The organism is Allobosea sp. 67-29 (assembly GCF_001898115.1).
Taxonomy (GTDB): Bacteria; Pseudomonadota; Alphaproteobacteria; order Rhizobiales; family Beijerinckiaceae; genus Allobosea.
Map to the genome: position 1 here is coordinate 227957 of NZ_MKSQ01000022.1, position 13335 is coordinate 241291.

General features: G+C 68.8%; 14 protein-coding genes and 2 tRNA genes. 12 read left to right on the forward strand and 4 right to left on the reverse strand.

From position 1 onward, the window contains the following. The first annotated feature begins 26 nt into the window (after positions 1-26). From BGO20_RS16840 to BGO20_RS16870, 7 genes are read left to right on the forward strand one after another with little or no spacing between them, the layout of a single operon-like run. A complete protein-coding gene (locus tag BGO20_RS16840) occupies positions 27-1376 on the forward strand; it encodes a dihydroorotase (protein WP_291659990.1) in 1350 nt (449 codons plus the stop codon). Between the two features lie 5 nt (positions 1377-1381). After that, positions 1382-2626: a Zn-dependent hydrolase gene (locus tag BGO20_RS16845; RefSeq protein ID WP_291659989.1), complete on the forward strand. Its 1245-nt coding sequence runs from the start codon at positions 1382-1384 to the stop codon at positions 2624-2626. 4 nt (positions 2627-2630) lie between these two features. Next, complete coding sequence (locus BGO20_RS16850; RefSeq protein ID WP_291659986.1) at positions 2631-3293, forward strand: flavin reductase family protein; 663 nt, start codon at positions 2631-2633, stop codon at positions 3291-3293. Then, positions 3290-3973, forward strand: a complete 684-nt coding sequence (locus BGO20_RS16855) for an aspartate/glutamate racemase family protein (RefSeq protein WP_291659984.1) — start codon at positions 3290-3292, stop codon at positions 3971-3973. The genes BGO20_RS16850 and BGO20_RS16855 overlap by 4 nt, the downstream gene beginning before the upstream one ends. A gap of 3 nt (positions 3974-3976) precedes the next feature. Further along, complete coding sequence (locus BGO20_RS16860) at positions 3977-5440, forward strand: FAD-binding oxidoreductase (RefSeq protein WP_291659982.1); 1464 nt, start codon at positions 3977-3979, stop codon at positions 5438-5440. Further along, a complete protein-coding gene (locus BGO20_RS16865) occupies positions 5424-6353 on the forward strand; it encodes a dihydrodipicolinate synthase family protein (protein WP_291659981.1) in 930 nt (309 codons plus the stop codon). The genes BGO20_RS16860 and BGO20_RS16865 overlap by 17 nt, the downstream gene beginning before the upstream one ends. Further along, positions 6353-7138, forward strand: coding sequence for an SDR family oxidoreductase (locus BGO20_RS16870; RefSeq protein ID WP_291659980.1), 786 nt, complete (start codon positions 6353-6355; stop codon positions 7136-7138). Before BGO20_RS16865 ends, BGO20_RS16870 begins: the two co-directional genes overlap by 1 nt. A gap of 60 nt (positions 7139-7198) precedes the next feature. Here the strand turns inward: BGO20_RS16870 and BGO20_RS16875 are convergent. Then, a tRNA-Gln gene (locus tag BGO20_RS16875) sits at positions 7199-7273 on the reverse strand. 158 nt (positions 7274-7431) lie between these two features. Here BGO20_RS16875 and BGO20_RS16880 point away from each other — a divergent pair. Both BGO20_RS16880 and BGO20_RS16885 read left to right on the forward strand, forming a co-directional pair. Then, positions 7432-7508, forward strand: a tRNA-Pro gene (locus tag BGO20_RS16880). Between the two features lie 274 nt (positions 7509-7782). Further along, positions 7783-8106 (forward strand): hypothetical protein, encoded by a 324-nt coding sequence (locus BGO20_RS16885; RefSeq protein WP_291659979.1) that lies wholly within the window; start codon positions 7783-7785, stop codon positions 8104-8106. Positions 8107-8157: 51 nt separating this feature from the next. Here BGO20_RS16885 and BGO20_RS16890 read toward each other — a convergent pair whose 3' ends face one another. Next, positions 8158-8538, reverse strand: a complete 381-nt coding sequence (locus tag BGO20_RS16890; RefSeq protein WP_291659978.1) for a methylglyoxal synthase — start codon at positions 8536-8538, stop codon at positions 8158-8160. A gap of 445 nt (positions 8539-8983) precedes the next feature. On the opposite strand from BGO20_RS16890, the gene BGO20_RS16895 reads away from it, so the two are divergent. Next, positions 8984-9121: a hypothetical protein gene (locus tag BGO20_RS16895; RefSeq protein WP_291659977.1), complete on the forward strand. Its 138-nt coding sequence runs from the start codon at positions 8984-8986 to the stop codon at positions 9119-9121. 93 nt (positions 9122-9214) lie between these two features. Here BGO20_RS16895 and BGO20_RS16900 read toward each other — a convergent pair whose 3' ends face one another. Further along, positions 9215-9838 (reverse strand): biotin transporter BioY, encoded by a 624-nt coding sequence (locus tag BGO20_RS16900; protein WP_291659976.1) that lies wholly within the window; start codon positions 9836-9838, stop codon positions 9215-9217. A gap of 160 nt (positions 9839-9998) precedes the next feature. On the opposite strand from BGO20_RS16900, the gene BGO20_RS16905 reads away from it, so the two are divergent. Continuing rightward, the gene (locus tag BGO20_RS16905; protein WP_291659975.1) at positions 9999-10913 is read left to right on the forward strand and encodes an MBL fold metallo-hydrolase; all 915 of its coding nucleotides are present in this window, start codon (positions 9999-10001) and stop codon (positions 10911-10913) included. 8 nt (positions 10914-10921) lie between these two features. Here the strand turns inward: BGO20_RS16905 and BGO20_RS16910 are convergent, their stop codons facing one another. Continuing rightward, positions 10922-11695 (reverse strand): DUF1499 domain-containing protein, encoded by a 774-nt coding sequence (locus BGO20_RS16910; protein ID WP_291659974.1) that lies wholly within the window; start codon positions 11693-11695, stop codon positions 10922-10924. 180 nt (positions 11696-11875) lie between these two features. Between BGO20_RS16910 and BGO20_RS16915 the strand changes: the two genes are divergently transcribed. Then, a partial coding sequence (locus BGO20_RS16915) for a HAMP domain-containing protein (RefSeq protein ID WP_299858387.1) occupies positions 11876-13335 on the forward strand: 1460 nt, incomplete at its 3' end.

Sequence of the window (13335 nt, forward strand, 5' to 3'; positions counted from 1 at the left end):
ACGCAGGATAACCGGATACCCCGACCATGAGCGATTTCGACCTCGTCCTTCGCGGCAATATCGTGCTGTCCGATCGGATCATCGAGGACGGCTATGTCGCCGTCAGCGGCGGCAAGGTCGGCAAGGTCGGCCAGGGCACGCCGCCTTCGGCCCGCGAGACCCAGGATTTCCGGGGACAGTGGATCATCCCCGGCGTGATTGACGGGCAGGTCCATTCCGGCAGCCAGGCCAATCATGAGGGCATCGGCATGTGCTCGCGGGCGGCTGCCGCCGGCGGCGTCACCGTGATGGTCGACATGCCCTATGACGAGCCTGAGCCCGTCACCAACGCAAAACTCTTCAACGAGAAGGTCGCAGTCGTCGAGCGCGATGCGCATGTCGATGTCGCGCTCTATGCCACGATCACCATCGAGAACGGCCTACATGCCATTCCAGGCCTGGTCGAGGCCGGCGCCTGCGCCTTCAAGTTCTCGACCTTCGAGGCCAATCCGACACGCTTTCCCCGCATCGGCGACGACACGCTCTACGAAGCCTTCAAGCTGATCGAGCCAACCGGCCTGCTCTGCGGCGTCCACAACCAGGACCAGGAGATGACCCGGCGCAATATCGCCCGGCTGATCGAGGCCGGCGATACAGGTCCCGACGCGTTCCTGCGCGCTCATACGCCGCTGATCGAGAACCTCGCCACCGCCCGCATCTACGAGATCGGCGCCGAGACGGGCGCCCGGGCGCACGCCGTTCATGTCTCGACCTCGCGCGGCTTCGAGATCTGCAACATGTACAAGCGTGCCGGATACAAGGCGACGGTCGAGAGCTGCGTGCAGTATTTCATGCTCAATGCCGAGGAGCACGGCCCGCGGTTCGGCGCCAAGATCAAGCACTACCCGCCGATCCGGCCGAAGGCCGAGAGTGACCTGCTCTGGAGCCATCTCGCCGCCGGCCATTGCGACTTCATCTCGTCGGACCACGTCTCCTGGGGGCTGGAGAAGAAGGGCGACCCGATGATCTTCAAGAACACCTCGGGCGGGCCGGGCATCGAGACGCTGCTGCCGGCGCTCTGGACCGGCTGCGAGGAACACGGCCTGTCGCCGACCATCGTGGTGAAGCAGCTCTGCGAAGGGCCGGCCAAGGCGTTCCTGCTCGCCGACAAGGGGCGGCTCGAAGCCGGCGCCGATGCCGATATCACCGTGCTGGAGCCCGGCCGCTTCATCCACGACCCCAGCAAGAGCCTCTCGGCGGTGAAGTGGAGCTCGATGGAGGGCCGCGAATTCCGCGTCCGCGTCGCCGCGACCTATGTGCGCGGTCAGCTCGCCTGGGACGGCAAGGCGATCAGCAACAAGGCCGGCGACGGCCGCTTCCTGCGACCGGCGGCGTGACGGCCATGGCGATCGATCAGGACCGGCTCTGGCGCCGCATCGAAGCACTCTCCGAGATCACCGACCCGGAGCGCCCCTGGACGCGCCGCTCCTTCACACCGCGCTTCCTCGAAGGGCGCGAATGGCTGGCGGCGGAGTTCCGCGCGGCCGGGCTGGAGACGGAGCTCGACGCCGCCGGCAACCTGATCGGCCGACTGGCTGGCGCAGATCCCACACTGAAGCCGATCCTGATCGGCTCGCATTCGGACACGGTGCCCTCCGGCGGTCGCTATGACGGCATCCTGGGCGTGCTCGCCGCGCTGGAAGTGGCGCAGAGCTTCAGCGAGCGCGGCGATCGCCTGCGTCATACGCTGGAGGTCGTGGACTTCCTGGCAGAGGAGCCGAGCGAATTCGGCCTCTCCTGCATCGGCAGCCGCGCGCTCGCGGGTACGCTGAGCGAGGAGCATCTGGCGCTGATCCGGCCCGACGGCATAACGCTGCGCGAGGGCATTGCCTTCGTCGGCGGGCAGCCGGCGGAACTGGCCTCGGTCAGGCGGCCGGCGGACGGCATCGCGGCCTATGTCGAGGTCCATATCGAGCAGGGCCGCGTGCTGGAGAACGAGCGCATCCCGATCGGCATCGTCACCGATATCGTCGGCATCCGCCGCGAGCGCATCATCGTCACCGGCCGGGCCGACCATGCCGGCGCGACGCCGATGCCGCTCCGGGCCGATGCGCTGGTCGGCGCCGCCAAGCTCGTCGAGGCCGCCTATAAGCGCGCGCTCGCGACTTCGCGCGACAACCAGCCGCTCGTCGCGACTTTCGGGCGCATCGAGGTCAGCCCCAATGCGGCGAACGCCGTGCCCGGAGAGGCCGTGATGACGCTCGAAGTCCGCTCCGGCAACGAGGCGGCGGTGAAAGCCTTCGGCGAGGCGCTGGTGCGCGATCTGCGCCCTGCCCTCGAAGACCTGCGTCTCACGATCGCGGTCGAGCCGATCAGCCATGTCGCGCCGACGGCCTGCGCGCCGGAGGTTCGCACGGCAATCGCCAATGCCTCGGCTTCGCTCGGACTCGCGACGCGCGACCTGCCGAGCGGTGCCGGCCATGACGGCGTCCATATCGCCTTTATCGGCCCGGTCGGCATGATCTTCGTCCCCTGCCTCGAAGGCCGCAGCCATGCGCCGGAGGAATCGATCACGCCGGACCAGGCCGGGAACGGCGCCCGCGTGCTGGCCGAGACGGTGCGCCTGCTCGACACCGAACTGGGGTGAGACGATGGACTGGGCCGCAAGCGATCTTGCCGAACGCGATCTCTACAAGCTCCTGGTCAGCACAGTGCTGCCGCGCCCGATCGCCTTGGTCACCACCGTCGATGCGCAGGGGCGCGCCAATGCCGCGCCCTTCAGCTTCTTCAACGTCTTCAGCCATGCGCCGCCGCTGGTCGTGCTCGGCATCGACGGCCGCGGCGGCAGCGACGAGCCCTTGAAGGACACCATGCGCAACATCCGCGAGACCGGCAGCTTCGTAGTCAATCTCGTCGACCGTGCCATGGTCGAAGCCATGCAGGTCTGCGCGATCGATTTTACCGACGGCACCGACGAGATTGCGGCCGCGGGCCTCGCCACTGCTCCCGGCCGCTCCGTTCCCGCACCGCGCCTTGCGGTCTCCCCCGTCCAGTTCGAATGCCGCGAGACCGTCTCGCTCTCGCTCGGTACGCGCCATCGCAATCTCGTCGTCGGTGAGATCGTCCATCTCCACATCCGCGACGGCCTCGTCGACGAACGCCTGCATGTCGATATCGACGCACTCGATCTCGTCGGCCGGCTCCACGGCGCCGATTGGTACGTTAGCCTGCGCGACCGTTTCCAGGTCCCGCGCCAGACCCTCGCAGGTTGGCAGGGCCGGATGGGCGGCAAGCCCGGAGGAGAAGCGTCGTGAGCGGCACGATCTACGTCATCAATCCCAACTCGACCGAGCGCGTGACACGGGAGATCGAGGCCGCCATCGCGCCGCTGCGCATGGCCGGCGGCCCGCCGATCACCTGCCTGACACTGGCCGAAGGCCCGCCTGGCATCCAGTCGCAGCGCGATGCCGATGGGCTGATCCCGGCCTTGCTGAGACGAGCGGCCGGGCTGGAGGACGGTGCAGCCGCCTTCGTCGTCGCCTGCTTCTCGGATCCCGGCATGCACGCCCTGCGCGAACAGAGCGAAAGGCCCGTTCTCGGCATCGCCGAAGCCGGAGTGTTGACCGCCCTGACGCTGGGGCCGCGCTTCGGCATCATTGCCATGCTGCAGAATTCGATCCCGCGCCATCTGCGCTATCTCGGGGCCATGGGGGTGATGGGGCGTTTCGCCGGTGACCTGCCGGTGAATCTCACCATCGCCGAGATGGCCGACGATGCGCTGACGCTCGGCCGCATGGTCGCCGTCGGACGCAGCCTGCGCGACACCCATCATGCCGACGTGCTGGTGATGGGCTGTGCCGGCATGGCGCGCTTTCGCGAGCCGCTGGAGCGCGAACTCGGCATACCCGTCGTCGAGCCGACGCAGGCCGCCGTGACCATGGCGATCGGGCGCGTGCAGCTCGGCTGGGGCGGCCGCCCCCTCCGCAAGGACTGAATCATGGACGATCTGGTTGCAGAACTCGCCGGGGCCCTCGGCGAGGCGAATGTTCTCGTCTCCGCGGAGGAGAAGGCGCCGTTACTGTGCGACTGGCTCGGCAAGTATCGCGGCGCCGCGCGCGCCGTCATCCGCCCGGGCTCGACCGCGGAGGTCGCCGCCGCAATGCGCATCTGCGCACGCCACAACGCACCGGTCGTTGCCCAGGGCGGCAATACCAGCATGTCCGGCGGCGCGACGCCCGACAACTCCGGGCGCGCCGTCGTCCTGTCGCTCACGAGACTGAATAGCATTCGCAATATCGATACGGTCGGCAACACCATCGCCGTCGACGCGGGCGTGGTTCTGGCGAAGGTGCAGCAGGCGGCGGAGGAAGCCGGGCGGTTCTTCCCGCTCAGCCTCGGGGCCGAGGGCAGCTGCACCATCGGCGGCAACCTCGCCGCCAATGCGGGAGGCGTCGCCGTGCTGCGCTACGGCACGATGCGCGAACTCACCCTCGGTCTCGAGGTGGTCCTGGCCGATGGGCGCATCTGGGATGGGCTGACGTCGCTGCGCAAGGACAATACCGGCTATGCCCTGCGGGACCTCTTCGTCGGCTCCGAAGGCACGCTCGGCATCATCACCGGGGCGGTGCTCAAGCTCTTTGCGCCTCTCCGCGCCCGCGCCACAGCCTTCGTGGCGGTCCAGGACATCGACGCGGCATTGGCGCTGCTGGCGGCGATCCGCAACCGCTGCGGCGACCGGCTGACGGCCTTTGAGTTCATGACGGGTGACTGCCTCGCCCTGATCCTGCGCCACGCGGAGGGGATAAGGCTGCCGCTCGCCGCGATGCCACCCGCTGCGGTGCTGATCGAATTGTCGGATCAGGACGACGAGACCGCCCTCGGCGAAAGGCTCGAGGCGACGCTGATCGGCGGGGTCGACGCCGGCCTCGTCATCGACGCAGCCGTGGCGCAGGACGGCATGCAGGCCAGGGCATTCTGGCGCGTCCGCGAAAGTATCTCCGAGACGCTCGTGCGCGCCGGCAAGGCCGCCAAGCACGACGTCTCCATGCCGATCTCGGCCATGGCCGAGTTCGTCGCGGCCACGGAAGCAGCCGTGCGGGCGGCGGCTCCGGGGGTCCGCCCCATCGTCTTCGGGCATCTCGGCGACGGAAACCTGCACTACAACCTGCTGCCGGCCGAGGGGCAGGACCCGGCGGCTTTCGCGGCGCTTGCGCCCGAGCTCACCCGTATCGTCCATGACGAAATCGGCCGCCGCCGCGGCTCGATCAGCGCCGAGCACGGCATAGGCCAGTTGCGCGTCGACGAGATGCCGCTGCGCAAGACGCCGATCGAGCTCGAGCTGATGCGCTCGCTCAAACACTTGCTCGACCCGGCGGGCCTGCTCAATCCCGGCAAGCTGCTGCCGGCCGGCCCCTGCCCTCTTGCCCCAGAAACTGAGGACGATCATGGCTCTGCTCGATGAAACCGCGAAGGGTGTCTACGTCATCGCGGTGACGCCCTTCACCGAAACCGGCGCGCTCGATCTCGACAGCACCGACCGCATGGTCGATTTCTACCTGGAGAAGGGTGCGACCGGCCTCACCGTGCTCGGCATGATGGGCGAAGCGCCCAAGCTGACGGCCGAGGAATCCCGCGTCTTCGTGCGTCGCGTGCTGAAGCGCGTCGATGGCCGCGTGCCGGTCGTCGCCGGCGTCTCGGCGGCGGGCTTCGCCGCGATGGCCGAGCTTAGCGAGAGCGTGATGGGCGACGGCGCCGCCGGCGTCATGGTCGCACCGCCCTCCAATCTGCGCACCGACGACCAGATCGTCTCCTATTACGCGATGGTGGCACAGACGCTCGGCCCGAAGACGCCCTTCGTGCTGCAGGATTTCCCGCTGGTGACGCAGGTCCAGATCACGCCGGCCGTGATCCTGAAGATCGTCGCCGCCCATCCGTCCTGCGTCATGCTCAAGCACGAGGATTGGCCGGGCCTCGCCAAGATCTCGGCGCTGCGCGCGGCCAGCGACCAGGGCGGCCGGCGCATCTCGATCCTCGTCGGCAATGGCGGCATGTTCCTGCCGGAGGAACTGTCGCGCGGAGCCGACGGCGCCATGACCGGCTTCGCCTATCCCGAGATGATGGTCGATGTCTGGAAGGCGCACAGCGCCGGAAGCGTCGAGCGCGCACATGACCTCTTCGACGCCTATCTGCCGCTCGCGCGTTACGAGCAGCAGCCGGGCCTCGGTCTCGCCATCCGCAAATATACGCTGGCGAAGCGTGGCGCGATCGGCTCTGCCGCCCTGCGCAAGCCGGGCGGGGCATTGTCCAAGGCGGACATCGCCGATATCGAACGGCTGATCGCGCGGCAGGAGCAGCGCCTGAAGGAGATCGGCTGATGGATCTGGGCCTCGTCGGAAAGCGCGCGCTCGTACTGGGCGCGAGCCGCGGACTCGGCGCCGCGATCGCGCGGAGCCTTGCGGCCGAAGGAGCGCACGTTATCGCCGCGGCGCGCGGCAACGATGTGACCGACGGCTGGATCGCGGCGCTGCCGGCCGAGCAGCGCGCTCGCGCCCGCGCGGCGAAGCTCGATCTCGCCGATCTCGCCTCGGTCGATGCGCTGGCGGACAAGCTCGTCGCCGAGGGTGGCGTCGATATCCTCGTCGGCAACTCGGGCGGTCCCCCGCCCGGCGAAGCGCGCGATGCCAGGCGGGACGACTGGCTGAAGCACTTCGAGGCCATGGCCGCGAATCTCTTTCATCTGGCGCAACGCCTGCTGCCAGGCATGGCGGAGCGCGGCTTCGGCCGGATCGTCACCATCGCCTCCTCCGGCGTCGAGCAGCCGATTCCGAGGCTGGCCTTGTCCAACGGCATCCGAGCCGCCGTCGTCGGCTGGTCGAAGACTTTGGCCGCGGAGGTCGCCGGCAGCGGCGTCACGGTGAATGTCGTTCTGCCCGGCCGGATCCATACCGAACGGGTCGACCAGCTCGACGATGCCGCGGCGGCCCGCAGCGGCGGTACGCGCGAAGCGGTCGCGCAGGCTTCGCGGGCGACCATCCCGGCCGGCCGCTACGGCACGCCCCAGGAGTTCGCCGACGTCGTGGCCTTCCTTGCCAGCGCACGCGCAAGCTATGTGACCGGCGCCAAGATCCGCATCGATGGCGGGCTGATCAGGGGCATCTGAGCCCGAAGCCGCTTGCGCCGGTCCGTCGCGGCCGGCGCAGGAACCAATTCGGAGCCTTCCTGGCTGGGGCGGGAGGATTCGAACCTCCGAATGGCGGTACCAAAAACCGCTGCCTTACCACTTGGCGACGCCCCAACGCGTCGCGCCTTCTAGAACGCGGCGTTGTCGGGTGCAACCGCCTTTGAGTGCACAGGTTCAGCCGTCCAGGGCCCTCCGCGAGATTTCCGCCGGAACATGCAAACAGCCTGTTGCGCCGCGGCGCGACGCTGGCTATAAGCCGGCCACCAGTTGATCGGAGTGTGGCTCAGCCTGGTAGAGCACCTCGTTCGGGACGAGGGGGTCGCAGGTTCAAATCCTGCCACTCCGACCAAAATTTCCCGAGACATCGTAGCGCCTTATGCGACCGGCCCTTCCGGGCTCGCGCGGCCTGCGTCTGGAAGACTGCCCCGCGGCGCGCCTCGCAGGGCTTGGCTCGTCATTGCGGCGCCGATCTCGCCGAGCCGCCCGTTTCCACGCCTCTCGCCTCGTTGCAACCTCTCGGCAACCATTGCCACGGCACGGTGGAACGCGCTCCCGCGATCTGCGGTCGCTCCGATGGCGGAACGTCCGACGCGGCGTGAGCCAGCAGCTCTTGAGGTTCTGACATGAAGTTTCCCGCCCTCCTCGGCCTTCTGGGCTCCCTCGCGGTCGCCGGCGGCGTGAGCGGCGCGGCAGCGCCCGCCTTCGCCAACGAGGCGCTGCCGGCGGCGATGGCTCGTGACTTGGACCGGCAGCCTGCCGAATTCACCGCGAGCGCCGCCAAGATGCGCCGGATGATGATCATCCAGAACAGCATCGACCGGCAGAACGGCTACAGGAACCGCGGCTACGGGCCCCGCCCCGGCTATGGCCCGCGCTCGGGCTATGGCTACGGTCCACGGCCGGGTTACCGCCATCATCGCGGCTATTACGACCGCCCGCGCTACTGATCCGGCGGCCCGGGAGGCAGCTCGCCAGCGGCGCCCGCGTCGACGCCGATCCTAGGCTTCGAACAGGCCCGACCGCGCCAGCGCGGTCGCGGTCCGGGGGCTGAATGCCGCGGGAATATCGTAGACCAGTACGAGCCGCAGCAGCGCCTTCACGTCGACGTCATGCGGTTGCGCCTCGAGCGGATCGGGGAAGAACAGCAGCACGTCGAGCTCGCCCTGGGCGATCATGGCGCCGATCTGCTGGTCTCCGCCGAGCGGACCGCTCTTGACCAGCTTGATCGGCAGGTCGGGCGCGGCGCGCTGCAGCACGGAGCCCGTGGTCGCCGTCGCCACCACCTTGTGCCGGGCGATCAGCGCGAGATGGGCCTGCGCCCAGGCGGCGAGGTCGGGCTTCTTGCGGTCGTGAGCGACCATGCCGATGGTCAATGCCATGATGCGCCGGCTTTCCTTGCGACGGTTGCGACGATGCGGCCCTTTGCGCCGGCCCTCGCAGCCTGAGTGATTCCGCCGACCATACACCACTTGCCGCGTGCGGGCCGGCTGTCACCCCTCCGTCAAATGGCATGACTATTGCGACGTCGACCAGGATCGGAGACGAAGCATGATGCGCCATTGGCCCAGCGACGCGAAAGCCGCGATCGCCCTGTTCGCGGTATCGGCCGCAGGCATCCTCGGGTGGCTGGCGAGCGGCCTCTGATATCGAGGCCGGGCGCGCCCGGCTCCCGATTTGCTGGCCGCGGGCCTATCGACGCGTTCGCCCATGGCGCAAGCGGGCGCGGAGATCACGGCCAAATCTTCGTCGGAGCATTCCGCGAGACGGCCGGGCGGAAAAATGCGCTAGGATTGCGGCCCGGATGAATCGGAGCCGTCGAATTCCATGAAGCGCATCACCCTTCTCGTCGCCATTCTCGGCCTGGGCCTCACGCTGTCCGGCTGCGACAAATGCGGCAATTTCGGCCCGTTCTTCGGCATGTCCGGCACCAAGAGCTGCGGCGCCAGCGAACCGGGCAAGTGATTGCGGGGCGCTGGCCGCGCAGCGACAACCATTCGTCGAAAAGGCCGGGGTGGTGAGCCCGGCCTTTTTTGCGTCGTTCCGGAAGCGAGGTGTTCAGCCGCGCCGGCCGAGCAGCGACCAGCCGGCGCCGACCAGGGAGGCGGCGAGCGCCGTCTTGAGAGCCTCGCCGAGCAGGAAGGGCTGCACGCCATAGGCGAAGGCCTTTGCAAGGCCGACGCCGGTCGCGCCGCCCGCCATCTGGGCGCCGAAGGCCAGCCAGAGGCAGCCGACGACCATCAGGGCGAGATCGGCCAGCAGCAACCCGCCCAGGAGCCGGACGAGCGAAGCACCCCGCGCCGCGGCCCAGCCGGCGACCGCGGCCGCGATCACGAAGCCGAGGATGAAGCCGCCGGTCGGGCCGGCGAGATAGAGCGGCCCGGCGGCGAGCGGCGGCGTATTGGTGAAGACCGGCAGGCCAGCGAGACCGTAGGCGACGTAGAGCGCGATCGTCGCGGCGCCGAGGCGGGGGCCGTAGGCGGCTCCCAGCGCGAGGACCGCCAGAGTCTGCAGCGTCATCGGCACGGGCCAGAACGGCACCTTGATCTTCGCCGCCGCGACCATCAGCAGGCTCCCGGCGACAGCCAGGGCGAGATTGCGCAGCAATGCGGAACGGGGCCGGGTAGCGGGAAGGATCTGGCCTGCAAGGGTCGACGCCCGCAGGGGAAGCATGTCGGCCATGGTCTCATGTCCTGTCTTGCGATGGGCCGCGCCGTGCGGCCGCTTTCCCGTCTATAGAAAATGCGGCAAAGGGCCACAAGCTTGCGGACCTGCGGGACGGGGCGGACACTTCGGCAAGGGGAAGCGCTCGGCCAAGCGCCCAGCCGTCAGGAACCGGATCATGAGCGACGACATCGCATTCGACAGGACGCAGACGACGCCGGCCGGAGAGGTCGCCGAACTGTCCCCGCTCGTGCGCCGGATCATCGCCGGCAACAGCGGCCCGATGACGTTCACCGGTACCTGCAGTTACATCATCGGCCGCGGGACGGTCGCCATCATCGACCCCGGGCCGGACGATGCGGGGCACGTGGCACGCCTGCTGGCCGCGGTCGACGGCGAGACGGTGAGCCATATCGTGGTGACCCACACCCATCGCGACCATTCTCCCGCAGTGCCGGCGCTGCAGGCCGCGACCGGCGCCCGGGTCGTCGGCTGCGGTCCGCACCGCCCGTCCCGCGCGCTTGGCCCGGGCGAGGAGCGGGTGCTCGACGCCGCCGCCGACAGCGCCTTCGCCCCGGACTGGCAGATGCGGGACGCGGATGCGGTCTCCGGCCCCGGCTGGAGCCTGAGAGCCGTCGAGACGCCCGGACACACGGCGAATCATCTCGCCTATACGCTGGCGGAGGAGGAAACCCTGTTTTCGGGGGACCATGTCATGGCCTGGTCCACCTCGATCGTCGCCCCGCCCGACGGCTCGATGGCGGCCTATATGGCCTCGATCGAGAAGCTGCGCGGCATGACGCACCGGCTCTACCGGCCCGGCCATGGCGGCCCGGTGACGGAACCGCAGCGTTTCCTGCGCGGGCTCGTGCAGCATCGTCGCCAGCGCGAGGCTGCCGTCCTCAATCGGATCGGGGCCGGCGACGAGACGATCGCGGCCATGGTCCCCGCGATCTATCAGGGCCTTGCGCCGGCCCTGCACGGCGCAGCGGCCCTTTCGGTCCTGGCCCAGATCGAAGACCTCGTGGCGCGCGGCCTCGTCGCCGCGAGCGATGCGGTGCCAGGTCTGTCGAGCCGCTACCGGCTCGCCTGATTCCGCGTCTATTTCTCCAGCAAGAGGTCGATCTCGTCGGCGAAGGCCGAGATGCGCTTGGCGTTCGCGCCGAGATCGTGGCTGCCGATGCGCGACGCGGAACGGATGTCGATGCGGCTGCCGTCGACGCGCGGCTTCACCCTGATGGTGATGTCCTCCGCGAAGCGCAGGAGATGTCCGTGCGCCACGGCCTCGATGCGCCCCGCGCCGCTACGCCCGCCCGGATGGGAGACTTCGATGATCTGCCAGCCGAGAGCCCTCGCCGCCCGGCGCGCGAGGGCGAAGGCAGCATCGGCCGGCTGCTCGAGAACGATCGGCGCAATCTTGGGATAGGCCTGCCGCTGCAGGCGGCGGCGCTCCGGTGGAATCTCGGGCGGGACCCGCCCGTGCCGCACCGTCAGCGCGGCCATCGAGCGGCTGAAGGCGGGCGGGTCGTCGACATCGGTCGAGACGTCGGCGAGGGCGGGCCGCGTCGCGAGCAGGAAGCCGACATAGCCGGCGGGCGCCAGCAAAACGAGGCAAAGCAGCAGGGCGCCGGCCGCCATGCTGACGCCGCGATGGCCCTTCTGCCAGATGCGTACGAAGGCGAGCAGCGCCAGTCCAAGCGCCACGAGCACGAAGAGGTAGGCCCCGGCGACGGGCGCCAGCCCCTCGATGCTGGGTTCCCGCAGCCGCACCAGCAGAAGCGAGAGCCCGAGCACGACGAGCGAGAAGCGCGCCAGCCGACGGCTCCAGACGGCGGCGCGCGAAAACGGTTCCTCGAAGACGAGACGGCGATGCATGACTTCCGAAGGTGCCGCCGAAACGGGCTCGCTGGCAAGCCGGGCCCTGATCCGGCGAACGCGTCGCGGACATTCGGCGATACGGAGAAATTTTAATCAAATTGTCTGAAACTTGACATTGGGCAGCGGTGCAGAAGGCGCCGCCGCCGCGCGGTTCGGTGTCTCGTTTCGGGGTCTTTCGTGAAATTCTTCCCGGCTTCCATCCAGCATTATCTCGTGGCCACCATGGCATGCCTGTCCGTGCCGGGAATCGGCGCTCTCGGCTATCTGGCCTACAACTCTGCCCAGCAGGTCCACACCAACATGCGCCTCGCCGACCTCGTCGAGGCGGACAGGGCCTTGCTGCTGACCGGCAACGCCATCCGCACCAATCGCGGCCAGGCGCAGACGAGCATCCAGGTCGCCGACGATCCGGCGCAGACCATTCGCGAGATCGAGCAGACCAACAAGGCCAGGATCGCCGAGGCGATGACGCGGCTGAAGGCAACGGATCTGTCGGACCGGGCCGCCCTGATCGAGGGCGTGCAGGCTCAGGAAAAGCAGAACGAAGGCCGTAGCAAGGATCTCTACGCCGAGGCCGCCAAGCCGAAGGCGCAGCGCAGCCTCGCGGCGACGATGCCGTGGTACAATGGCGTTGGCGCGATCGAGGGCGCTCTCGTCAAGGCTTCCGCCGCGACCTCGAACGCGGCAAGGATGGCCGATCCCGTCTTGGCCGACCTCCAGGGCTTCAAGTCCGCCGGCTGGAGCGTACGCTCGAACTACGGCACGCAGTGCTCCCTGCTGCGCCCGGCCTTCGGCTCCGGCAAGCCGCTCGAAGCGGCCCAGCTGCGCAAGCTCGGCGAATTGCGCGGCGCCTCCGGCGCCAGCCTCGCCCAGCTCCAGCAGCTCAGCGCCCGCCCCGGCGTCGGCGAGGAGCTCGTTCGCAAGGTCGGGCTCGCCGCCACCCAGGTCGAGGCAGCCAACCGCAGCATGGACCAGTTGATCGGCAAGCTCGGCCAGGGTCCCGGCCCGGTCATCGCCGCCGAAGACTGGACGAAGCAATGCAACGCGCCGTTCGAGGCCATCGTCTCCGCCGTCACCCAGTCGCTGGACGACATGACCGCCGTGACCCAGGCAAAGCTGACGGCCGCTTGGACGCGCCTCGGCATCGTCGGCTTCCTCCTCGCCGCCCTGCTGGCGATCTGCGTCATGAGCTGGCGCGGCGTGCAGCGCCGCATCGTTCGCCCCCTGGTGTCGCTGAAATCGGCGCTGGACGGCATGCAGCAGGGCGATTTCTCCCAGGCGATTCCGGCCCCGCCCTCGCCCGACGAGATCGGCGCGCTCAGCGGCGCACTCGAAACCTATCGCGAGAACGCGCTGGCGCTCGAAAACAATCGGCGCGACCGCGAGCTCGCGATGCTCGCAGATGCCGAACAGGCCGCCCATGTCCAGAAGTTGCTGGGCGAGGTCGCCACGATCGTCGCCGATGCGCGCGAAGGCAATTTCGCGGGGAAGGCCGAGGTCGGCGGCATGGAAGGACCGTTGAAGGAGCTCGTCGAGGGCATCAACGAGATCAACGCGGTGGTTGACTCGGCGACGACGGAGTTTGCGGGTGCGCTGTCTGCGATTGCGGGCGGGGACCTGACGAACCGGGTGGAGAC